This window comes from Ornithinimicrobium cavernae (assembly GCF_003121625.1).
Taxonomy (GTDB): domain Bacteria; phylum Actinomycetota; class Actinomycetes; order Actinomycetales; family Dermatophilaceae; genus Ornithinicoccus; species Ornithinicoccus cavernae.
Window position 1 is genome coordinate 196,954 of the sequence record NZ_QDDJ01000007.1, and the last position, 20,836, is coordinate 217,789.

The following is a 20,836-nucleotide window of genomic DNA, read 5'->3' on the forward strand; positions in this document are numbered from 1 at the left end:
CCGACCGATGCCGACCAGCGCCTACCGCTCCCCGTGGATGACCGAGGAGCTGGACGACCTCCGCAGCCTGTCTCGCACCTTCTTCGAGAGGGAGTCGGTGCCCCACCAGCAGCGGTGGGCGGAGCAGCAGCAGGTCGACCGCGGCTTCTGGCTCGCGGCGGGCCGGGCGGGGCTGCTGTGCCTCTCGGTCCCGGAGGAGTACGGCGGGGGTGGCGGGACGTTCGCCCACGAGGCCGTGGTCGTGGAGGAGCAGGCCCGGGCCGGCGACGACGCCTTCGGCTACAGCGTGCACAGCGCGATCGTGGCGCACTACGTGCTGGCCTACGGGACCGAGGAGCAGAGGCGGGCGTGGCTGCCCAGGCTGGCGACGGGTGAGTACGTCGGTGCGATCGCGATGAGCGAGCCCGGCGCCGGGTCGGACCTGCAGAGCCTGCGCACCTCCGCCCGCCCGGACGGCGACCACTACGTCGTCAACGGCTCCAAGACGTTCATCACCAACGGGTCGCACGCCAACTTCCTGGTGCTGGCGTGCCGCACCTCCGACGCCGAGGGCGGCAAGGGCCTGTCCCTGCTCGGCGTGGAGACCGACGGGCTCGAGGGCTTCTCGCGCGGACGTGTCCTGGACAAGCTCGGCATGCACGGGCAGGACACGCGCGAGCTCTTCTTCGACGACGTGCGGGTGCCGCGGGACAGCCTGTTGGGTGGGCAGGAGGGGCAGGGTTTCGCCCAGCTGATGCAGCAGCTGCCGCAGGAGCGGCTCATCATCGCCGTCTCGGCCGTCGCGTGGACCGAGCTGGTGGTCTGGCTGACCGTCGACTACGCCAAGGAGCGCACCGCGTTCGGGCGGACGCTGCTGAAGTTCCAGAACACGCGGTTCGTCCTCGCCGAGTGCGCGACGGAGAGCCGGGCGGTCCGCACCTTCGTCGACCACTGCATCGGGCAGCACCTGGCGGGCGAGCTCGACGCCGCGGGGGCCTCGGCGGCGAAGTACCTCTCCACCGACACCCAGTTCGAGGTCAGCGACCGCTGCCTGCAGGTCTTCGGCGGCTACGGCTACATGATGGAGTACCCCATCGCCCGCGCCTTCGCGCTGGCCCGGGTGCAGAAGATCTACGGCGGGACCAACGAGATCATGAAGGAGCTGATCGCCCGCTCCCTCTGAGCGAGCCTCCCGTCAGGCGCAGCGTGACTCGATCGTCGCGACAGCCGCCGGGATGTCCTCGAGGCTCAGCCTGGCGAAGGCCTGGTTGAGGTCCGTCCCGGCGGTCTCCAGCTCCTCGTCCCCCGAGTCGATGCCGGCCGCGACCGCCAGCATGGCCAGCGCGTTCGTCCGCCAGAACCCCGGCTCCTCCAGGGGGTTGCCGAAGCTCGGGTCCTCGCCGCTGAGGGCGCTCATCTCCGGGAGCTGCGTGACCAGGTCGCACATGGCGTCCAGGTCCACCGAGGACCCCTCGCCTGGCGCCGCAGCGTCACCGGACGCCTCCGCGTCGCCGCCGAAGGCCAGCCAGCCCGCGCCCAGGCCCACCAGGAGACCGATGAGGACCGCTGCCAACGGCAGGACCCAGCGTGCTGTCGACCCTCCCTGACCCGGCTCCGTCTCGGTCCCCACCCGCGTGGTCATCGTGCCTCCTGGCGCTCTCTTCGCGGGAGGCGCACACGCCCCCCGTGTGGCGACGACCATAGCAACACGGTGACGAGGTCACGGCGCACTGAACACCCGGGACGGAGGAACGCTGCCCCCCGGTTGTCCCCTGTCGGAGCCGTCGGCGCAGGCGTAGGTTTGGCCCATGAGCCGCACGGGCGCGACGTTCCCGGCACCAGAGGCCACCAGGCAGGTCCGCAGCGTGGTGCTGGTCGGGCCGCCGGGCACGGGCAAGAGCGCCCTGCTGGAGCAGCTGGCGAGTGGCCAGCTGGGCCATGTCCGGGACGCCGAGGAGCCCTCCACCGAGCTGGCGGTCGCCACCACGGTGCACGAACCGACCGGCACCGTCGTCACCCTCGTGGACACCCCCGGAAGGGCCGACTTCGTCGGTGAGGTGCGTGCCGGCCTCCGTGCCGCCGACGCCGTGCTGTTCGTGGTCGCGGCCGGCTCCGGCATCGACGAGGCGACCCGGATGCTGTGGCGCGAGTGCGCCGCGGTCGGCATCCCACGGGCCGTGGCGGTGACCCAGCTCGAGCTGGCCAGGGCCGACTGGGACGAGGTCGTGGGCTCCTGCCGCCGGGTGTTCGGCGAGGCGGTGCCCCTGGCGCTCCCCGTCCTGGAGGAGCGTCAGCTCACCGGGGTGCTGGACCTGCTCGAGGCCGTGGTGCACGAGGGCTCCGGCGAGATCCGTGACCTGAGCGACGAGGAGACTTCCAGGACCGAGGGGCAGCGCGGCCAGCTCATCGAGGCGATCATCGAGCAGTCGGAGGACGAGAGCCTGCTCGACCGCTACCTGTCGGGGGAGCAGCTGGACCTCGAGGTCCTCCGCACAGACCTCCGCGCCGCCATCTCGTCGGCGCGGTTCTTCCCGATCGTGCCGGTCAACCCGCCCTCCGGCATGGGGGTGCCCGCGCTGCTCGACCTCATCGTCCACGCGTTCCCTGCACCAGACCAGGCCTGGCTGCCCGCCGTGATGACCCCCGACGGCGGACCGTTCGGCGAGCTGGCCGCGGACCCCGACGGGCCGCTCGTGGCGCAGGTCATCCACACCGCCTCCGACCCCTACGTCGGGCGCGTCTGCCTGGTCCGCGTCTTCTCCGGCACGCTGCACACCGATGACCACCTGCACGTCAGCGGGCACCTCGAGTGGTCCGTCGGGCACGAGGTGGAGGGGCACCCCGGTCACGATGAGGAGGACGAGCGTCCGGGGCAGCTGAGCACTCCGCTGTCGGGGGCCACGGCTCCCCGGGACCGCGCGATCGCCGGCGAGCTGGTCCTGGTCACCAAGCTCGCCGGCGCCGAGACGTCCGACACCCTCTCCGCGACGGCGCGGCCGGCGCTGGTCGAGCCCTGGTTGCTCCCCGAGCCCCTGTTGCCTGTCGCGATCGAGGCGGCGACCACCAAGGAGGAGGACAAGCTCGCCGGCGCGCTGCAGCGCCTCACCGCCGAGGACCTCACCTTGCGGCTCGAGCGCAACAACGAGACCCACCAGCTGGTGCTGTGGACCCTCGGGCCCACGCACGTCGACGAGGTCCTGGCCCGCCTGAGCGGACGTCACCATGTCGAGGTCGTCACCGAGCCGGTGCGCACCTCGCTGCGCGAGACGTTCGTCCGCCGGGTGGTCCAGCAGGGTCGCCTGGTCAAGCAGTCGGGCGGGCACGGGCAGTATGCCGTGGTGCAGCTCGAGATCGAGCCGCTCGCTCGGGGCGCCGGCGTGGAGTTCGTGGACCGGGTGGTCGGCGGAGCGGTGCCCCGTCACTTCATCCCGTCCGTGGAGAAGGGCGTGCGGCACCAGCTCGGGGAGGGGGTCCTGGCCGGCTACCCCTGTGTCGATGTGCGGGTCACGCTCACCGACGGCAAGGCGCACTCCGTCGACTCCTCCGACATGGCGTTCCAGCACGCGGCGGCCCTGGCCCTGCGCGAGGCGGCGAACGACTCGACGGTCTCGCTGCTCGAGCCGGTCGACAGGGTCGAGGTGGTGGTGGACGACGAGTTCGTCGGTGCCGTCATGGTCGACCTCCGCGCCCGGCGTGCCCAGGTGCACGGCACCGAGCCGGCCGACCTGCCCGGTCACACGGTGATCCGGGCGGAGATGCCACAGCACGAGCTCGCGAGCTACCCCATCGACCTGCGGTCGGTCTCCCACGGGTCCGGCACCTTTACGAGGACCTTTGCCCGTTACGACTACCTGCCGAGCAACCTGGCGCGCGAGCTCACGGGGTGACCGTGCCCGCGGGGTTCGCGCCACGCCGGAGGGGCTGGTCACGCGGCACCGCGTGCGGGACGATGGGCCATGTTCATCGAGTCCGTCGAGGAGTCCGCCGCCACCGGTGAGGTGGCCGCCTACTACGCCGAGCAGAAGGCCGCCTGGGGCTTCCTGCCGAACTACGCCGCGTGCTTCGCCGCACGACCCGAGGTCGCGCGGGCCTGGGCTGTCCTCAACCTGACGATCCGCGGCGGCATGGACCGACGCCGCTTCGAGATCGCCACGATCGCCGCCGCACGGGCCCGCCGCTCGACCTACTGCACGACCGCCCACTCGACCTTCCTGCGGGACGTCTGCGGCGACGCGCAGGCCGTCCTGGCGATCGGGGCCGACCCGACCGGAGCCGCACTGGACCCCGTGGATGCGGCCGTGTTCCGCTTTGCCACCACGGTCGCCACCGACGCCAGTGCGGTCGACCAGGCCGATGTGGATGAGCTGCGCCGCCACGGGCTGAGCGACACCGATGTCGCCGATGTGGTGCTCGCCGTCGCCGCGCGCCTGTTCTTCACCTCCGTCCTGGACGGGCTGGGTGCCCAGCTCGACGTCCAGACCGCCCAGCAGTTCGACGACGAGCTGCTCGCCAGCATGATCGTGGGGCGTCCCCCGGCGGACTGACCCTCCCGGCCAGGTGGGCTGCGGGCACACTGCGTGTGTCCGATGGCGTCCACGCCCCTCCGGCGCCATGGGCGACCGGGGCCCGGCTCAGCCGACCCAGCGGCGGGTGCGGTGCACCGCGACGATGAGCACCACGGCGACGACGGCGTGCAGCCCCAGCAGTGTGCCGGTTGCCGCCGGGGTGCGCGCGGAGAGCGGGCCCAGGGCTGACACGAGCGCGACGGCCACGGCGATGACGGTCCAGATCCGCAGGGCCCGAGGTGTGAGCCGCTCCAGGGTGCGCAGCAGCCCCACGCCGGCGAGCCCGGCCAGGGCAGCCGTGGTCACCACCGTGACGCCTCCGACCCGGCGCACGTCGCCACCCGTGACGACGTCCAGCTCGACTCCGCCCCAGAGGGCGACGCACAGCCACATCACGAGGGCGCAGATCATCGCCGCGCCCACGGCGACCAGGTCGCTGGACCACGGCACCGCGCCCTCCTGCGTCGTCCGGTCCCGCCCACGGGTTCCCTGGATGGTGCGTGACATTCCTGCCTCCTTGTCTGCCGCCTGCGCGGCCCTGTGCTGTCCACCCGTGCCACTACGGGCGTAGTGGCACGGTAGGCACTACGATCGTCGTGAGTCAAGGAGGTTGTCGATGGACCGTCGTGAGGCGATCGCCCGGGCGGCGGTGGAGCTGGTGGCCGACGGCGGGAGCCACGCGCTGACCCATCGTCGGATCGACCAGCGGCTCGGGCTGCCGCAGGGGACGACGTCCAACTACGCGCGCACGCGCCGTGAGCTGGTGCGGATGGTGATCGGCCGGGTGGCCGACATCGCCCACCTGCGCGAGAGCACCGAGCCGGCCCCCACGACCGTCCCGGAGGCCGTGGACCAGCTCGTCGTGGCCTTTGAGCAGACGGTGGCCCGCGGCGCGGACACCCGGGCCCGGATGGCGTTGAGCATCGACTGCCTCCAGGACCCCGAGCTGCACGAGCTGCTCACGACGCAGTCGCCCGTCCGGGTCAAGCTGTTGGCCGATGCCGAGCGCATCCTGGCCGGTCTGGGTGTCCCGGACCCCGATCTGCGGGCCAACGACTTCATCGGGGTGATGAACGGTCTGCTCTACGACCGCCTGGTCGGCAACGGGGTGCGCGGCCAGCCGGTTGACGCGGCGGCGGTGCTGCGGGCGTGGCTGGTCGGCATCGGCGCCCGGCAGGGGTGAGAGGGTTCCACGCGTGGTGCGGCACGGACCCCGGGCTGCTGGCTGCGCGTCGCGGCGCCGCGGTCACGTCGGCCGCCGTGTCTCCCGGCCCTCAGCCGGAGGGGACCGCGCGCGTGAAGTGGCCGGTCGCGAGCCAGTGCGCCAGCCGGTCGACCGACGTGGGCAGGTAGGTCCTGGCCATCTCGCGGAGCTGGGACGTCGAGCTGTTGAGCAGGGCGTTGGCCAGGAGCAGCTGGCGTGCCGCGACGAGGGCCTCGAGGTCGTCGGGGCTGATGTCCGGCAGTGGCCCGACCGTCTCGTAGCCCGCGCGCAGCTGCGTCTCCGCGGCCTCGTCCCCTCCGCGCAGATAGAAGATGCTGATCGCCAGGTCGAGCGCGGGCACGCCGAGGCCGCAGTCGTCGAAGTCGAACACCGCGAGCCGTCCCTCGTGCCACTTCAGGTTGCCGCCGTGCAGGTCGGCGTGCAACGGGATGACCTGCGCACCGGCATAGGCCCGGTGGAAGGCGGCGTCGGCGACCGCGGACGCGCGCCGGAGCACCTCGCGCTGACCCGGATCGAGGTCGGCGGCCCCCAGTCGGTCGGGGTCGCCGAACAGCGGGGTGTCGAAGAGTGGCATGCGGGCCCCCTCGGGCAACCGCCAGGAGCGTCCGTGCTCGTGCAGCAGCGCCATCGTCCGCCCGAGGGCATGGGCGACCTCGGGTGACGGTTCGACGACATCCGGCCCGTCGAGCCAGGAGGCGCAGGTCACCAGCACCTCGCGCCCGAGCGCGTCGGAGTCCACCACCGCACACCACCGACCGTCGGTCGTCCGCAGGGGGGTGGCCACCCGCACCGGAGTCTGCTCGGCGATCGCCAGCTGCCACGCCTGCTGGGCGACGACCTCCTCCGGAGGACTCGTGGAGTTGGTGTTGACCCGCAGCGCGAACCGTTGCCCATCGACCGTCTCGACGGCGTAGGTCGTGTTGTAGGCGTGCAGGGTCAGCTCGAGCCGGTGGACCTCCAGCCCGAAGTCCGCGGCGGCCCCGAGCGCGACCGGGCGCAGTGCCTCGGCCTGCTCCTCGTCGGAGAGCCCGAGGTAGGCCGGGCCGGCCGTCACGCGCCGGCTCCGGCGGGGGCCTGTGCGGTCATCCCCGCAATGTACGACACGCGACCGGATCCGTTGACCCGTGTCGAGGGGTCCTAGGCGTGCTGGCCGGAGACGCAGAACTCGTTGCCGTGCGGGTCGGCCAGCGTGGCCCAACGGAAGTGCTCGTCGCCGCGTCGCGCCACGAGGGTCGCGCCGGCGTCGAGGAGCCGGTCGACCTCCGCGTCCAGGTCGGTGGTCGTCAGGTCCAGGTGCAGCCGGTTCTTGCCCGCCGTCACCTCCTCGACCTTCTGGAAGGCGAGCCAGACCGGCAGGCCCCCGCCCCGCACGATCACGAACCAGCCGTCGTTGGTCTCGGCGATCTCGGCGCCGGTCTGCTGTGCCCACCAGGCCGCGAGGCCCTCCGCGTCCGTGGTGTCGGTGGTGATCATGCCGATGGAGAGAGTCATGGCCGCACGCTAGCGGCCGGGGGTGACAGGCCCCGGGGCTCCCGGGTGCGCAGCGACCGTGGACCCGAGCTCTACTCAAGCCACTCCGTCTCGAAGGCCTCGGCAGCATGGATGTGCACGGCCTCGTAGCCCCCTGGCCCGGTGGCGAACGTGTGGGGGGTCTGCGCCGGCACGACGAGCACCTGCCCTGCGTGGCCCGTCACCGTGGCGCCGGCGATGGTGAACACGGCGGAACCTCTGCGGATGACGAACGTCTCGGCATACGGGTGCCTGTGCAGCCGTGGCCCGACGCCCTCCCGGGTGGTGGACTCCAGGATCAGGGAGACGCCGGCGCCGCCGGGCAGCCGCTCGTAGTTCTCGGCCCACTCCTCCCCGTCGTCGCGTCCGTCGGTGCGGTCGATGACGAAACCTTCCATGCTCCCGACGGTAGGGGTCTGCACGGTCACGCGCGAGAGGTGGAACTCGGCCGGCCGCAGGGGCGCGATCCCCAGCTCCACGATGAGGCGTCCGGCTACGAGGTCTGCCTGCGTCATGGTCTCGCCGAGCCCGACCCGCACGAAGTAGGCCTCCTCCGACGTCGTCCCGGAGAGGGCTCCCTGCCGCCAGAGGCCGTCGAGGAAGACCTCGGCCGCCGAGCGGACCCGCTGCCACGTGCTGGCTCCGGCCGGCTCGAGGGCCGCCCACCCCAGCCCCTGCGAGACCGACCTCTGGACGTGGTCGACCAGCCGCCGGACACTCAGGTAGCGCTCCGCGGGCTCGGAGGAGCCGGCCAGCACGCGGGCTCCCCAGACGACCGTGCCCGTGCCCGCGAAGTCCCGCAGGGCGTTGACCCCGACCTGGGCCAGGCGCTCGGCTGTGCGGGGGTCGGCCCCGAGCAGCCCGTCGATGCCGCGCACGTCCGCCCCGGACCCGGCGGGCGGCTTCCAGACGCCGGACGCCGCGTCGGTCCGGGCGATCACCCCGGCGACCGCACCGGAGGGCGACAGCCCCACGCCGCCGACGGTGACCCAGGGGTGGTAGACGGCGGCCCGTTCCCGGTGCTCCGTCAGCAGTCCGAGGTCCCCCTCGGTCGCCGGGCTCCACGGTCCGGGTGGCGGGTCGAGAAGGAGCACGGCGCCGTATGCCGCGCAGCGGCTGAGTGCACGCCGCACCACCGCGGTGTGAGACGTGGTCAGACCCGGCACCACGAGGACGGTGACACCGACGCCCTCGAGCGCCTCGGCATACGCGGTCCCGTCCTCGGGCACCAGGTCCTCCGGAGCCTCGCCGGCCGCCCGGACGATCACCGCGCTGGGCCCGCCGTTGGCGAAGAACAGGTCGACGGCGTGGCCCAGCGGACGGGCCGGGTCCAGGCTGGGGCCGAAGGTCGCGTGGTAGTCCGCCGCACTGGTCACCCGGACCGGCGTGCCGACCGGGCCTTGCGCGCACGCCCCGACGAAGGCCGTGACCGAGGTCGGCAGGGGCTCGATCCGCACGTCGTGGCCGGTCTCCTCAACGTAGGTGCCGGGCGTGGTGTCGTGGGGCATGCACCATTCAACCGCGTTCGCGGGGGCCGCCACCAGGGTCTGGGCTGGCGGAATAGTCGGAGGGTGCGCTATGTTGTGAGGCATACCCCCTATGGGTATCTGCTGAGGAGAGAGTGATGACACAGCACACGCACCACCACGAGAGCGGTGGAGCTGGTCCCGACGAGCGGGACGAGCGCCACGACATCCACGGCGAGCACAGCCCCCACGACATGCCGGCCGGGCACGACAGTCCGCACGCCGCTGCCGGGCACGACCCGCACAGTGGTCACGCAGGGCACGGCGGTCACGAGGGGCATGCGGGCCACGGTGACCACGTGGCGATGTTCCGCCGTCTGTTCTGGATCATGCTGCTGCTGGCGGTGCCCACCGTCCTGACCAGCCCGATGTTCGCCGACCTGCTCGGCTACCGGCTCCCGGACGTGCCCGGCATCGGCTGGGTCGCCCCGGTGCTCGGCACCGTGATCTTCGTCTGGGGTGGCCGGCCCTTCTACACCGGTGCCATCGAGGAGATCCGCACCCGCCGGCCCGGCATGATGCTCCTGATCGGCATGGCCATCACGGTGGCCTTCGTCGCCTCCCTCGCCGCCAGCCTGGGGCTCATCTCGCACGAGCTCGAGTTCTGGTGGGAGCTGGCCCTGCTGGTGGTCATCATGCTGCTCGGCCACTGGCTGGAGATGCGCTCGCTGGCGCAGACCTCCTCCGCCCTGGAGTCGCTGGCGGCGCTGCTGCCCGATGAGGCCGAGGTCGTGGAGGGCAACACCACCACCACCGTCGCGCCGTCCGACCTCACGGTCGACGACATCGTCATCGTGCGTCCCGGCGGACGCGTCCCCGCGGACGGCACCGTCGTCCAGGGGACGGCGGCCATGGACGAGTCGATGATCACCGGCGAGTCCAAGGCGGTCCGTCGTGGTGAGGGCGACCAGGTGGTCGCCGGTACCGTGGCGACCGACTCCGGCCTGCGGGTGCGGGTGTCGGCCGTCGGTGAGAACACCGCCCTGGCCGGCATCAGGCGCCTGGTCGAGCAGGCCCAGGGGTCCTCGAGCCGGGCGCAGCGCCTGGCCGACAAGGCCGCGGCCTGGCTGTTCTGGTATGCCCTGGCGGCCGCCGTGGTCGCCGCGGTGGTCTGGCTGCTGGTCGCCGACCCGGGCACCACGCTCGAGCGCGTGGTCACGGTCCTGGTCATCGCCTGCCCCCACGCTCTCGGGCTCGCGATCCCGCTGGTGGTCTCGATCACCACCGAGCGCGCTGCCCGGGGTGGCGTCCTCATCAAGGACCGGTTGTCGCTGGAGCGGATGCGCTCGGTCGACACCGTCCTGTTCGACAAGACGGGCACGCTGACCAGGGGTGAGCCCGCCGTGGGGAGCGTCCTCGGCAACGGACTGGGCGAGGACGAGCTCCTCGCCCTCGCGGCCGCGGCCGAGGCGGACAGCGAGCACCCCCTCGCCCGTGCCATCGTGCGCGCGGCGCGCGAACGGCAGCTGGACGTGCCCTCCGCGACGGCCTTCAGCGCCTCACCGGCCGTCGGCGTGACCGCGACCGTGGACGGCGCGACGGTCCGGGTCGGCGGGCCCTACCTCCTCGAGGAGGAGGGGCTGCAGCCGGTGCCCGACAGCGCCCGGTGGGCGGAGGACGGAGCGACCGTCCTCCACGTCGTCCGGGACGGTGCGGTGATCGGTGCCCTGTCGGTCTCCGACGAGGTCCGGCCCGAGTCGCGTGAGGCGGTCGACGCCCTTCACACGCTGGGTCTGCAGGTGGTCATGATCACCGGCGACGCCGAGCCGGTGGCCCGCGCAGTGGCGGCCGACCTGGGCATCGACGAGGTCTTCGCCGGGGTGCGCCCCGAGCACAAGGCGGACAAGGTCGCCGAGCTCCAGGAGCGCGGGCTCACGGTGGCGATGGTCGGTGACGGTGTCAACGACGCCCCCGCCCTGGCCCGGGCCGATGTCGGCATCGCGATCGGCGCCGGCACCGACGTGGCGATCGCCTCGGCCGGGGTGATCCTGGCCAGCGACGACCCGCGGTCGGTCCTGTCGATCGTGCAGCTGTCGCGGGCGGCTTACCGCAAGATGACGCAGAACCTCTGGTGGGCGGCCGGTTACAACCTGGTGGCGGTGCCGCTCGCGGCAGGGATCCTGGCTCCGGTCGGGTTCGTCATGCCGATGGCTGTCGGAGCGATCCTGATGTCGCTGTCCACCGTCATCGTCGCGCTGAACGCCCAGACGCTGCGGCGGCTCGACCTGCGCCCCGAGAACAGCGTCCGCGAGCTCGCCACCGGCTAACGGGCTCCGCCGGGTCCAACGAACGGTCTCCGCCGGGTCACACCAGGTCGCGGCGCATCACCAGCCGGGGCATCCGGCTGGCCACCGCGTCCGTGGTGCCGACCTGGCGGAAGCCCGCGCGCTCGAACATCGCCCGGGTGCCGACGAAGGCCATGGTGAGGTCCATCCGGCCGGGCGGGTCCACAGGATAGGCCTCGACCGCAGGGGCACCCAGCCCCGCGGCATACGCCACCGCCCCCTCGAGCAGGTGCTGGGTGACGCCCTGCCGACGGTGTCCGCTGCGCACCACGACGCAGATGATGCTCCACACGGGCACCTCGTCGACCGGGCGGATGAGTGTGGAGGACACCAGGCGAGGGATCTCGGCGCGGGGGCTGATGCTGCACCAGCCGACCGGCGTGCCCTCGCGGTAGGTCACGACACCGGGGGCGTGCTCCCGCCGGGTGAGGCAGCGCATCGCCTCCTGGCGGGACCCGCCTCCGAGCTCGGCGATCTCGCGGGCGGGTAGTCGGTGTGACAGGCACCAGCAGTGCGTCTCGCGGCGGTTCGGGTTGATGACGTCGGCCAGGTCCTCGAACCGGTCCTCGGTCACCGGATGGGTCTCCCATTGGGTCATGGCCACACCGAAGCACACCGCACTGACACTGCTCCCCGCATGGGCCAGGGGTGCTCTGCCTCAGCGGTCGCCGGGCACCGTTCCCGGTGGCGGCCCCGGGCTGGACGGCTCGTCGTCGGGGGAGTCGACCGACTGCACGTCCTCCTCGAGAGGGTTGTGCGGCGGCGGGCCGGGGCTCCTGGGCGTGCCCTCGTCGACGTCCGTCTCAGCGGTGTCGTCGTCGCGGTCCAGCGGGTCGGTCTCGTCGGGTGTGCTCATCGCGGCCTCCTCAGGCAGGTGCTCTCGCGCCTGCCTCGATCGTGGTCCCCGGCAGGCCACCACGCAACCGCACGCCGTGGGGTCCGGCGGCCGGGTCGCCCGGGCAGGGTCCGACCGCGGTCCCGACGACGAGAATGTCCCGGCGATGTCGAGAAGACTTGATCTGCTCCGTCCCAGGGGTGAGGGTGGCCAGAAGGGTCACCCCGGGACAGAGGAGACAACCATGGCCAAGTACCTGTTGCTGAAGCACTACCGGCGCAGCTCCGGCCCGGGCAACCTGCCCGCGGCCGACGTCCCCATGGACCAGTGGACCCAGCAGGAGATCGATGCCCACCTCACGTACATGGACGACTTCGCGGACCGGCTCCGCGAGCGGGGCGAGTTCGTCGACGGGCAGGCGCTCTCGCCGGAGGGCACGTTCGTGCGCTACGACGGCGAGGGTCGGCCGCCGGTGACCGACGGTCCCTTCGCGGAGACCAAGGACCTGATCGCCGGCTGGATGATCATCGATGTCGACAGCCAGGAGCGCGCCCACGAGGCCGCGGCCGAGCTGTCTGCGGCGCCGGGCAAGGGCGGCGAGCCGATCCACGAGTGGCTCGAGGTCCGGCCGTTCCTGACCGAGTTGCCGACCGTCACGGAGTGACTGGTCATGCCGGTCATCGTGAGCAACATCGTCTCACTCGACGGCTTCTACGAGGGGCCCGACGGGCACCCGATGGACCTGAACATGGACGCGGCGTTCGACGCCTACAACCTGGAACGGATCAGGGCCGCGGGCAGCGTGCTGCTCGGCCGCCGCTCGTTCGAGATGTTCAGTGGGTACTGGCCCGGTGTCGCCGACGCACCAGAGGACCCGGACAACCGCGCGCTCAGCCCGACCAACCGCGAGATGAGCCGCATCTACAACGCGCTGCCGAAGGTCGTGGTGAGCGACAGCTACGTGGTGCCGACGGAGAACCCCTGGCACGACACGACCTCCGTGGTCGCCCGGGTCGACGTCGCCGACCGGGTGACTCAGGAGCAGACCCGTGGCGCAGGGGACGTCGTGGTCTTCGGCAGCCGCACCCTCAGTCTCCTCGCCGAGGGGCTGGTCGATGAGCTGCACCTGATGGTCAGCCCGGGCACGCTGGGCCGGGGCACGCCGCTGTTCTCCGGTGCCCACGACCTGGCACTGCGCGGCTCCCGCCGGTTCGACGACTCGGACAACGTGCTGCTCTGCTATGCCGTGCGTGCCTGAGGGGGGTCGAGCCCCCACCGCCGAGGAGCTGCGGCTGCTCGGCCCCCAGGTGCTGGGTGTCCTCGTCCGTCGCGGCGCCGACTTCGCGACGGCCGAGGACGCCGTGCAGGAGGCCCTGATCGAGGCGCTGCGCCGGTGGCCGGAGGGCACACCGCACGACCCCAGGAGCTGGCTGGTCACTGTGGCCTGGCGCAGGTATGTCGACGCGCACCGCTCGCAGACCGCTCGCCACCGGCGGGAGCGGGCCGAGCTGGAGCAGCCACCGTCCGGCCCGACCGAGCAGGCCGACGACACCCTGCAGCTGCTGTTCCTCTGCTGCCACCCCGCGCTCACCCCGTCGTCGGCCGTGGCCCTGACCCTGCGTGCGGTCGGCGGCCTCACCACCCGCCAGGTCGCGGAGGCCTATCTCGTCCCGGAGCCCACGATGGCGCAGCGGATCAGCCGCGCCAAGCGGACGATCGCGACGGAGGGGCTCTCCGGACCGGGCGACCTGGATCGCGTGCGGCGGGTGCTCTACCTGATCTTCAACGAGGGCTACAGCGGGGAGGTCGACCTCGCGGCGGAGGCGATCCGCCTGGCCCGTGAGCTGCACGAGCAGACGGACGACCCCGAGGTGGCCGGGCTGCTCGCGCTGCTGCTGCTCCACCACGCCCGGCGTCCCTCACGGTTCACCGCCGGAGGCGCCCTCGTGCCGCTGACGGACCAGGACCGCAGCCTGTGGGACACCGACCTGATCACCGAGGGCATCGGCATACTCCAACGCGCGCTGGCCCGCGACCGCCTGGGGGAGTTCCAGATCCAGGCGGCCATCGCCGCCCTGCACGCCGACGCCCCCAGCGCCGGCGAGACCGACTGGGTCCAGATCGTCGAGTGGTACGACGAACTGGTTGCCCGCACCGACAGCCCGGTCGTGGCGCTCAACCGGGCCGTGGCGGTCGGGGAGGCGGACGGGCCGCACGCGGGGCTGCGCGCCCTGCAGCAGGTGCCCACGAGCGTGCCGCGCCACACCGCCGCGCAGGCGCACCTGTGGGAGAAGGCCGGCGAGCTGGCTCGTGCCGCCGAGCTCTACGCGCTCGCCGCGCAGCAGGCGTCCAGCCTGGTCGAACGGGACCACCTCAACCGGCAGGCGGCTCGGCTGCGGTCCGGCTGAGGTGGCCACGTCGGACGGTCCGATCCATGAAGAGTTGATGAAGGTCCGGGCGTGAGGTCGTGAGATGCCGGGCCCGGGTTGTTGACTTGATGAGATCCACACTCCGAGAAAGAGGGATAACGTGAAGCTCGTACGCCGCATGACTGCCTTCGCAGGCGTAGGCCTCCTTGCTCTTGTCCTCACGGCGTGCGGGGACGACGGCGGGGGCGACACTGCATCGCCGGCTCCCGGCGCCACAGCCGGGACCCCAACGACTGGGCCCGACGCAGCCGTGGATCAGACACACACCGAGGCCGACACCGAGTTCGCCCAGATGATGATCGTGCACCATGAGGGGGCCATCGAGATGGCCGACCTGGCGATCGAGAAGGCAGGCTCTGACGAGGTGCGCACTCTGGCCGAGGGCATCTCTGCCGCCCAGGGCCCGGAGATCGACACGATGACCTCGTGGCTCCAGTCGTGGGACGAGGACACCGCCCCTCACCATGGTGGCATGGAGATGGACGGCATGGAGATGGGCGGAATGAGCCAGGAGGAGGTGATGGCCGAGCTGGAGTCATTGTCGGGACAAGAGTTCGACCGGCGATTCCTGGAGTTGATGATCGAGCACCACCGGGGCGCTGTGGAGATGGCCGCGACCGAGTTGGAGGACGGGCAGAACCCGCAGGCGCGAGGGCTCTCGGAGCAGATCATCGAGGACCAGAAGGCCGAGATCTCCGAGATGGAGGAGCTTCTCTCGAGTGACTGATCTCCCTCCACCGTTGGCTCGGACCGCCGGGCCATCGGTGAGGCCGCGGCCCGCGGCATACAGAAGGACCCGATACCCATGATGGCTGAGCTGTCACCACCCCTGGCCAGGCGCGGTCCCGGTCGTGGATTCCGGGTGCTCATCGTCGATGACGAGAAGCCCTTGGCTGAGGTCGTGGGACGCTACCTGGCGCGCCAGGGCTACGAGGTGGAGCTCGTCTTCGACGGTCCGGCGGCTGTGCGGACTGCGCGCGAACTCGACCCCGATGTCGTCATCCTCGATCTGGGTCTGCCCGGGCTGGACGGGTTGGATGTCTGCCGCGGACTGCGCGAGTTCTCTGACTGTTACATCATCATGCTCACGGCTCGGGCCGAGGAGCCGGACACGTTAGCCGGGTTGCGGGCCGGGGCCGATGACTACGTGACCAAGCCGTTCAGTCCGCGAGAGCTGGTCGCACGGGTCGAGGTGATGTTGCGCCGGCCGCGACAGGTGACGAAGGAGCCATTGGCGCACGAGCCGCCACGAGTGTTCGGACCGATGCGTATTGACGTCGCTGCCCGGGAGGTCCGCATGGGCGGTGATCGTGTCGTCCTGACCCGCACCGAGTTCGACGTACTCGAGTCGTTGACGGCCCGGGCGGGCCAGGTCATGAGCCGCCGCGAGATCATCGATGACGTGTGGGGAGCGGCTTGGGTGGGTGATGAGCAACTGGTCGATGTTCACGTGGCGCATCTGCGCCGCAAACTGGGCGATCCGGCCGGCGACCCTCAGTTCATCCACACTGTACGAGGCGTGGGTTACCGTCTGGGCCTCTTCGCCCAACGGGAGGGACAGTGAGCCTACGGGCCCAAGCGCGGACGGTCAGCCTCGGCACCAGGCTCCTGATAGGCCAGGGGCTGGTCGTGCTGGTGGGGATCGGCACGATTCTGGTCGTCACGGAAGCCGTGGCTCCTGGGCTGTTCCACGAGCATATGTTGATCGCCGGTCATGAGAACCCAGACGTGGAGGCTCTTCACGCTGAGGAGGCCTTCCGCTCCGCGATCACCATCGCGCTGTTCGTTGCCCTGGCCGCTGCCCTCGTCGCCGCGCTGGCGGCGAGTTACTACCTCACCAGGCGGATAGGTCAGCTGGTCCGAGGCGTGGCTGACGCAGCCTCGACCATCGCGGCAGGTGACTATGAGGCCAGGGTTCATCCTCCGGCCCTCGGTCCGGAGTTCGACGTTCTGACCGACTCCTTCAACCAGATGGCCGGCCGGCTCGCGGATACCGAGACCACCCGCCGACAGATGCTGGGAGACCTTGCCCACGAGATGCGCACCCCCATCGCCACCGTGGACGCCTACCTGGAAGGCGTGGAGGACGGTGTCACCGAACTCGACCCCTCGACCCTCGAGATGCTTCGTGGGCAAACCCAGCGTCTGGCCAGACTTGCCGAAGACATCAGCGCAGTCTCGCGCATCGAGGAACACCACCTAGAGCTTGCCTGGGAGCCAGTCCAGCTGACGGAGCTCATCGAGCAGACCATCATCGCCCACGAGGCACGCTATGCGACACAAGGAGTTCGCTTCGCGACACAGCTCGACCCGAAACTTCCCGTGGTGAGGGCAGACCGGGACCGACTCGGACAGGTCATGACGAATCTGCTGGATAACGCGCTACGGCACACCCCCGAGGGGGAGGTCACCATCGCGACTCACGCCGACACCAGGCGGGTTGTGGTGAGCGTCGCCGACACCGGTGAAGGGATCCCCGGTGACGCCTTGCCCCATGTGTTGGAAAGGTTCTACCGGGTCGACACGGCCCGTGACAGGCAGCGCGGCGGCTCCGGGGTTGGCCTGACGATCGCCCGCGGCATCGTCCAGGCCCACGGCGGGGACCTGGACATCACCAGCCCCGGTTCGGGGCGCGGAACGACCGTCACGTGGTGGCTGCCACGAAAGTGATGCCGTCCACGCGTAGGGCGTCACAGGGTCGCCCGGCATCTGGAGCTTCATGAAGATTCCATGAAGACCGGCCTCAGATCCGGGGAGTCGTCACAACCCAGACAGTTCTGCCGTTACCGTTTTGTGACCTACCGGTCCCTGGTGGGTCCCGGACGTTCCGCCGAGTCTTGTCAGTGCTCCGGGTCAGACGAGAAGGCCGCATGACAAGAGCGGGGGACCCACCCACTGGAACGCGCCGCGTTCCTTCGGGGCGAAGGTATGACCCAGGACAGCTGGGCCGCACCCGGGCAACTCCAGCCCGAGCCCGACAGCTAACCCCGCAGGCGCAGGAGAGGTATCACCCGTGAAGCGACGCATCCCCGGGCGCCACCGCGCGCCGATGAACCTGCCCCGACCCGTGACCGGAACCGCGACCGTTGCGGCCTCCGGCCTGCTCGCGGCCACCCTCGGGGCCGCAACCGCGGTCCCGGCCCCCCCGGCGACAGCCTTTGATCTCACGAGTCCCTCAGGCTCAGCCTCCGCAGAAGCCGACCCGATCATGACGGATCAGAGCCCTACCCACAGCCTCCCCGCCACCATCAAGGGGACCACCGGGCCGGCCACAGACCTCCCCGCGCAGGCCGTGCCGGCCCCAGCCCCAGATGACCTAGAGCAGCACAGCCACTTTGGTGAGCTCGGGTTCACCGGCCTCTCTCCCGAGCCGGTCGCTGTCAGCCAGGCAGCGTCCGCCTCCGAGGGGCTCAGTGATGCGGAGACCTCCGCAGCCCAGGCCCGCGACGAGGTCAGCGCAGGCAGCCGGTCGGAGTTTCGACAGGCTGCACCCGTGGTACCCCCCGCCAACAACCAGGGGGCCGAAGCCGCCATCGCCTGGGCGCAGGCCAATCTGGGACTGCCCTACAGTTGGGGATCAAGCAGCGGGGGCGCCTACGACTGTTCCGGTTTCACCACAGCGGCGTTCCGCGCCGCCGGCATCAGCATCCCGCACCAGAGCGAGGCCCAGTACCACGCCACCAGCCGTGTCTCGCTGTCGGACATCCAACGAGGTGACCTGCTCTTCTACAGCAACAACGGCACCCCGTCGGGCATCTTCCATGTGGCCATCTACCTTGGGGACGGCCAGGTCATCCACTCACTGCGCGACTGGTCCGGATGGGACGGGTCAAAGATCAACGGCATCCACTATGCCTCTGGTCTGATGGGGGCGGGACGCCCCTGAGCGCCAGTCACCGTCATCGCGACTGGTCGATGTCGTCAGGCGACGGAGGACCGACCCTCCTCACCGAGGTGCTCTGACGTTGTTGGGCGCGCCACCCGTAGCGAGTCAGGCCCCGTGGCTTGTAGATGTTGAGAACCAGCGGGATCATCAGCACGGCGAGACCGGCCACCGCATGGAACATGTCGCCCGTCAGCCCGGCGACGTCGCTCCGTGGGTCCGCGGCGCGGTCTGCCAACGCGCTGACCGTGGGCAGGTGGAGCAGGAGGATCGTCGTAGCGAACACGGTGATGACGAGGCTGATGACGACCCAGTAGTGGCGAAACAGCCCCCACACAGTGCCGAGGGCCAATGCCACGCCGGTAAGGAGTGAGACGATCGCCAACGGAGTCACGGCATACAGAGCGACCGGCTCCATCATGAGGTGTGCGGCACGCACCGAGGCTGGATGGGGACTGGTGAGTGCGGGAACGTTCAGGGCGACGTAGGCGACGATTGCGCCCATCCAGCCGACCGAGGCAGCAATGTGCACGGTCAGCACAGCCCTGCGCACGCCTGGCGCCCACATCACAGGTGGCGACCCGGACCGTGCTGCCCGCCGCTGAGGATCATTGCGGCCACGACCAGAACGGCAACCGCAACGAGCACGATGACTAACGTCTTCACCCAGCGCGGCGCCCGATGACGGTCTTCAGACGGTGGTGACCCGCCGCTTGCTGGCCGAGTGGGGTCAGTCATGGAGCCTCCTCCGTCACGCAGCGAGAACAACTCTCACGATCCTACGAGTGGTCGGTGGCACCCGGACCGGTGCCTCTCTCGCCCTGGACCTGGCGGTGTGCAGCGACTGCAGTAGCGTGCCGGTCGTGTCGACGAGTGCCGTGCCCGCAGAGCGCCTGGAGAGCTTCCCGGTGCGGGTGCCCGTGCCCACGAGGTGGGCGGACAACGACATGTACGGGCACCTCAACAACGCCGTGTACTACCAGATCTTCGACACGGTCATCAACGGGTGGCTGGCCGACCACGTCGGCACCTCACCCGTGGAGGCACCGGTCCGGGGAGTCGTCGCCGAGTCGTCCTGCCGCTTCCTGGCCGAGGTCGGCTTTCCCGACCCGCTCGTCGTCGGGCTGCGCGTCGAGCGCCTGGGTCACAGCAGCGTCACCTACGTGCTGGGGATGTTCCGTGACAGGGCCGATCCGGTGCTCGTCGCGCTGGGGCGCTGGGTGCACGTGTACGTCGACACCGCGACCCGACGCAGCGTCTCGATCCCGGAGCAGCTGCGCGAGGTGCTGCACAAGGCCGTGCCCGAGAACGACACCTCCGCCGCGACGTAAGGGCGCTGTCGGGCTCGGCAACCGGGGGGGCCGTCACGCCGGTGGGGACCAGGCCTCGAGGCCGAGCCACCGAGCCAGGGCGGCGATCTCGGCATCCACCTCGGCGCGGGCCGTCCGGCTGAGTCCCACGTCGTCGTGCACCGCATCGACCCGGAGCACGCCGCGCTCGTGGTCGGCCGTGGCGTCGACCTTGCCGACGAACCGGTCACCGCGCAGCACGGGCAGCGCGTAGTAGCCCCACCGGCGCTTCGCCACGGGCTTGTACATCTCGAGCTGGTAGTCGAACTGGAACAGGTCGACCATCCGCTTGCGGTCGGAGATCAGCCGGTCCAGCGGTGACAGCAGGACGGTGCGACCGCGGAACGGGTTGCCGAGCCGCGCGAGCTGCTCGGGGTCGACCCGCCACCGGCCGCGGACCCCCTCGACCACGGCCTCCTCGCCGACGGGGCCGACCGAGTTGGGGTCCCCGGGAGTCTCCGTGGTGCGCTCGCGCGCGATGCCGAGGGCGGCCAGGCGCCGCTGGTTGCGGATGGTGACGGCCTCCTCGACCGGGACGGTGGGACCGTCGGGATAGATGCGCTCGGCCAGGTCCCACAGCCGGTCGCGCCCCTCGCGACCGGCGACGGCCACCTCACCGCGGGCCTCCAGCAGCTCGATCATCATCCGCACGTTGCGGTTGTTGTTCCAGCCGCTGGAGCGCCAGGGGCGCACCGTCGTGTCGGGCAGGTCCCGGGCGGGGAGCGGGCCGTCCGCACGGAGCGTCTCGAGGATGTCCTGGCGGCAGCCTTCGTTGTCCTCCACCCACTCAGCGATGCTCTCCCGCCACTCGTCCACCTCGCCAGCCCCGGGCCAGGCCGCCATCGCGCCGCGCAGCAGGGCCAGATCCTTACCCGGCCGCAACAGTCCCTGGAACTCGATCAGCCGCTGACTGGCGACGGCCTCGTCCAGGTCATCGGGGGAGTAGGCCGTGCCCAGCCGGCTCCAGAGCACCAGGTCGGCGCTGGGGGCGACGGTGGCGGTCAGGTCGACCTGGATCACCGCGAGTTGCTGTGCGACCTCCAGGAGGTCTGTCGGGCGAGGGGCATCCAGCAGCTGTGCCCGCACAGCGATCCGGCGGGCGTCCCGCTGGGACAGTTGGTGCACCATGACCCCACGCTAGAGCCCGTCCCGGACGTTCTGCTGCCCGTTTCGACAGAGGCCGACCACCGTGCCCTCCGCCGCCGGAAGCGCATGGTCCTCAGGTATCAGGTGGAAAGCCGACCAGAGAGT

General features: G+C 71.0%; 22 protein-coding genes and 1 riboswitch. Of the genes, 13 read left to right on the forward strand and 9 right to left on the reverse strand.

Annotation, left to right across the window (positions count from 1 at the left end; genetic code table 11):
- Positions 1 to 7 precede the first annotated feature (7 nt).
- On the forward strand, positions 8 to 1,162 hold the full coding sequence (locus DA085_RS09870) for an acyl-CoA dehydrogenase family protein (RefSeq protein WP_109472786.1): 1,155 nt from the start codon (positions 8 to 10) through the stop codon (positions 1,160 to 1,162).
- Between the two features lie 12 nt (positions 1,163 to 1,174).
- Here DA085_RS09870 and DA085_RS09875 read toward each other — a convergent pair whose 3' ends face one another.
- Positions 1,175 to 1,621, reverse strand: coding sequence for a hypothetical protein (locus tag DA085_RS09875; protein WP_109472787.1), 447 nt, complete (start codon positions 1,619 to 1,621; stop codon positions 1,175 to 1,177).
- Between the two features lie 166 nt (positions 1,622 to 1,787).
- Between DA085_RS09875 and DA085_RS09880 the strand changes: the two genes are divergently transcribed.
- Both DA085_RS09880 and DA085_RS09885 read left to right on the forward strand, forming a co-directional pair.
- A complete protein-coding gene (locus DA085_RS09880) occupies positions 1,788 to 3,866 on the forward strand; it encodes an elongation factor G (protein ID WP_109472788.1) in 2,079 nt (692 codons plus the stop codon).
- A gap of 69 nt (positions 3,867 to 3,935) precedes the next feature.
- A complete protein-coding gene (locus DA085_RS09885; RefSeq protein ID WP_109472789.1) occupies positions 3,936 to 4,523 on the forward strand; it encodes a carboxymuconolactone decarboxylase family protein in 588 nt (195 codons plus the stop codon).
- Between the two features lie 87 nt (positions 4,524 to 4,610).
- Here the strand turns inward: DA085_RS09885 and DA085_RS09890 are convergent, their stop codons facing one another.
- Positions 4,611 to 5,051, reverse strand: a complete 441-nt coding sequence (locus tag DA085_RS09890; RefSeq protein WP_109472790.1) for a DUF6069 family protein — start codon at positions 5,049 to 5,051, stop codon at positions 4,611 to 4,613.
- 109 nt (positions 5,052 to 5,160) lie between these two features.
- On the opposite strand from DA085_RS09890, the gene DA085_RS09895 reads away from it, so the two are divergent.
- Positions 5,161 to 5,727: a TetR/AcrR family transcriptional regulator gene (locus DA085_RS09895; protein ID WP_109472791.1), complete on the forward strand. Its 567-nt coding sequence runs from the start codon at positions 5,161 to 5,163 to the stop codon at positions 5,725 to 5,727.
- A 91-nt stretch (positions 5,728 to 5,818) separates the two neighbouring features.
- On the opposite strand, the gene DA085_RS09900 is transcribed toward DA085_RS09895, so the two are convergent.
- The 3 genes from DA085_RS09900 to DA085_RS09910 all read right to left on the reverse strand — a co-directional run bounded on the left by DA085_RS09900 (position 5,819) and on the right by DA085_RS09910 (position 8,786).
- The gene (locus tag DA085_RS09900; RefSeq protein WP_161958478.1) at positions 5,819 to 6,823 is read right to left on the reverse strand and encodes a phosphotransferase enzyme family protein; all 1,005 of its coding nucleotides are present in this window, start codon (positions 6,821 to 6,823) and stop codon (positions 5,819 to 5,821) included.
- Between the two features lie 83 nt (positions 6,824 to 6,906).
- Positions 6,907 to 7,260 (reverse strand): VOC family protein, encoded by a 354-nt coding sequence (locus DA085_RS09905; protein ID WP_109472793.1) that lies wholly within the window; start codon positions 7,258 to 7,260, stop codon positions 6,907 to 6,909.
- Between the two features lie 71 nt (positions 7,261 to 7,331).
- The gene (locus tag DA085_RS09910; RefSeq protein ID WP_161958479.1) at positions 7,332 to 8,786 is read right to left on the reverse strand and encodes a cupin domain-containing protein; all 1,455 of its coding nucleotides are present in this window, start codon (positions 8,784 to 8,786) and stop codon (positions 7,332 to 7,334) included.
- A gap of 116 nt (positions 8,787 to 8,902) precedes the next feature.
- On the opposite strand from DA085_RS09910, the gene DA085_RS09915 reads away from it, so the two are divergent.
- Entirely contained in the window at positions 8,903 to 11,071 is a 2,169-nt protein-coding gene (locus DA085_RS09915) for a copper-translocating P-type ATPase (protein WP_109472795.1), read from the forward strand.
- A 37-nt stretch (positions 11,072 to 11,108) separates the two neighbouring features.
- Here the strand turns inward: DA085_RS09915 and DA085_RS09920 are convergent, their stop codons facing one another.
- Positions 11,109 to 11,687 (reverse strand): GNAT family N-acetyltransferase, encoded by a 579-nt coding sequence (locus tag DA085_RS09920; RefSeq protein ID WP_109472881.1) that lies wholly within the window; start codon positions 11,685 to 11,687, stop codon positions 11,109 to 11,111.
- A gap of 60 nt (positions 11,688 to 11,747) precedes the next feature.
- Complete coding sequence (locus tag DA085_RS09925) at positions 11,748 to 11,945, reverse strand: hypothetical protein (protein WP_109472796.1); 198 nt, start codon at positions 11,943 to 11,945, stop codon at positions 11,748 to 11,750.
- A 223-nt stretch (positions 11,946 to 12,168) separates the two neighbouring features.
- On the opposite strand from DA085_RS09925, the gene DA085_RS09930 reads away from it, so the two are divergent.
- From DA085_RS09930 to DA085_RS21160, 7 genes are all read left to right on the forward strand, one after another.
- Positions 12,169 to 12,588 carry a YciI family protein gene (locus DA085_RS09930; protein ID WP_109472797.1) on the forward strand — a complete coding sequence of 140 codons (420 nt, stop codon included), beginning with the start codon at positions 12,169 to 12,171 and terminating at the stop codon, positions 12,586 to 12,588.
- 6 nt (positions 12,589 to 12,594) lie between these two features.
- A complete protein-coding gene (locus DA085_RS09935) occupies positions 12,595 to 13,182 on the forward strand; it encodes a dihydrofolate reductase family protein (RefSeq protein ID WP_109472798.1) in 588 nt (195 codons plus the stop codon).
- Complete coding sequence (locus DA085_RS09940) at positions 13,175 to 14,332, forward strand: RNA polymerase sigma factor (protein ID WP_237565421.1); 1,158 nt, start codon at positions 13,175 to 13,177, stop codon at positions 14,330 to 14,332. Before DA085_RS09935 ends, DA085_RS09940 begins: the two co-directional genes overlap by 8 nt.
- A 271-nt stretch (positions 14,333 to 14,603) precedes the next feature.
- Positions 14,604 to 15,080, forward strand: a complete 477-nt coding sequence (locus DA085_RS09945) for a DUF305 domain-containing protein (RefSeq protein WP_237565422.1) — start codon at positions 14,604 to 14,606, stop codon at positions 15,078 to 15,080.
- Between the two features lie 135 nt (positions 15,081 to 15,215).
- On the forward strand, positions 15,216 to 15,917 hold the full coding sequence (locus DA085_RS09950) for a response regulator transcription factor (protein WP_337189775.1): 702 nt from the start codon (positions 15,216 to 15,218) through the stop codon (positions 15,915 to 15,917).
- Positions 15,914 to 17,023, forward strand: a complete 1,110-nt coding sequence (locus DA085_RS09955) for a sensor histidine kinase (protein WP_109472800.1) — start codon at positions 15,914 to 15,916, stop codon at positions 17,021 to 17,023. Before DA085_RS09950 ends, DA085_RS09955 begins: the two co-directional genes overlap by 4 nt.
- A 184-nt stretch (positions 17,024 to 17,207) precedes the next feature.
- A riboswitch (cyclic di-AMP (ydaO/yuaA leader) is annotated at positions 17,208 to 17,362 on the forward strand.
- A 484-nt stretch (positions 17,363 to 17,846) separates the two neighbouring features.
- Positions 17,847 to 18,239, forward strand: coding sequence for a C40 family peptidase (locus DA085_RS21160; protein WP_161958480.1), 393 nt, complete (start codon positions 17,847 to 17,849; stop codon positions 18,237 to 18,239).
- Positions 18,240 to 18,252: 13 nt separating this feature from the next.
- On the opposite strand, the gene DA085_RS09965 is transcribed toward DA085_RS21160, so the two are convergent.
- The gene (locus DA085_RS09965; RefSeq protein WP_202619177.1) at positions 18,253 to 18,777 is read right to left on the reverse strand and encodes a DUF2269 domain-containing protein; all 525 of its coding nucleotides are present in this window, start codon (positions 18,775 to 18,777) and stop codon (positions 18,253 to 18,255) included.
- 322 nt (positions 18,778 to 19,099) lie between these two features.
- On the opposite strand from DA085_RS09965, the gene DA085_RS09970 reads away from it, so the two are divergent.
- Entirely contained in the window at positions 19,100 to 19,567 is a 468-nt protein-coding gene (locus DA085_RS09970; RefSeq protein ID WP_237565423.1) for an acyl-CoA thioesterase, read from the forward strand.
- Between the two features lie 33 nt (positions 19,568 to 19,600).
- Here the strand turns inward: DA085_RS09970 and DA085_RS09975 are convergent, their stop codons facing one another.
- Positions 19,601 to 20,713: a DNA glycosylase AlkZ-like family protein gene (locus tag DA085_RS09975; protein ID WP_109472802.1), complete on the reverse strand. Its 1,113-nt coding sequence runs from the start codon at positions 20,711 to 20,713 to the stop codon at positions 19,601 to 19,603.
- Between the last annotated feature and the right edge of the window lie 123 nt (positions 20,714 to 20,836).

Coding starts and splice junctions, on each gene's coding strand:
- DA085_RS09915 (WP_109472795.1), top strand. CDS start 8,903: ATGACACAGCACACGCACCACCACGAGAGCGGTGGAGCTGGTCCCGAC.
- DA085_RS09930 (WP_109472797.1), top strand. CDS start 12,169: ATGGCCAAGTACCTGTTGCTGAAGCACTACCGGCGCAGCTCCGGCCCG.
- DA085_RS09885 (WP_109472789.1), top strand. CDS start 3,936: ATGTTCATCGAGTCCGTCGAGGAGTCCGCCGCCACCGGTGAGGTGGCC.
- DA085_RS09935 (WP_109472798.1), top strand. CDS start 12,595: ATGCCGGTCATCGTGAGCAACATCGTCTCACTCGACGGCTTCTACGAG.
- DA085_RS09910 (WP_161958479.1), bottom strand. CDS start 8,786: ATGCCCCACGACACCACGCCCGGCACCTACGTTGAGGAGACCGGCCAC.
- DA085_RS09905 (WP_109472793.1), bottom strand. CDS start 7,260: ATGACTCTCTCCATCGGCATGATCACCACCGACACCACGGACGCGGAG.
- DA085_RS09895 (WP_109472791.1), top strand. CDS start 5,161: ATGGACCGTCGTGAGGCGATCGCCCGGGCGGCGGTGGAGCTGGTGGCC.
- DA085_RS09920 (WP_109472881.1), bottom strand. CDS start 11,687: ATGACCCAATGGGAGACCCATCCGGTGACCGAGGACCGGTTCGAGGAC.
- DA085_RS09925 (WP_109472796.1), bottom strand. CDS start 11,945: ATGAGCACACCCGACGAGACCGACCCGCTGGACCGCGACGACGACACC.
- DA085_RS09880 (WP_109472788.1), top strand. CDS start 1,788: ATGAGCCGCACGGGCGCGACGTTCCCGGCACCAGAGGCCACCAGGCAG.
- DA085_RS09975 (WP_109472802.1), bottom strand. CDS start 20,713: ATGGTGCACCAACTGTCCCAGCGGGACGCCCGCCGGATCGCTGTGCGG.
- DA085_RS09870 (WP_109472786.1), top strand. CDS start 8: ATGCCGACCAGCGCCTACCGCTCCCCGTGGATGACCGAGGAGCTGGAC.
- DA085_RS09890 (WP_109472790.1), bottom strand. CDS start 5,051: ATGTCACGCACCATCCAGGGAACCCGTGGGCGGGACCGGACGACGCAG.
- DA085_RS09875 (WP_109472787.1), bottom strand. CDS start 1,621: ATGACCACGCGGGTGGGGACCGAGACGGAGCCGGGTCAGGGAGGGTCG.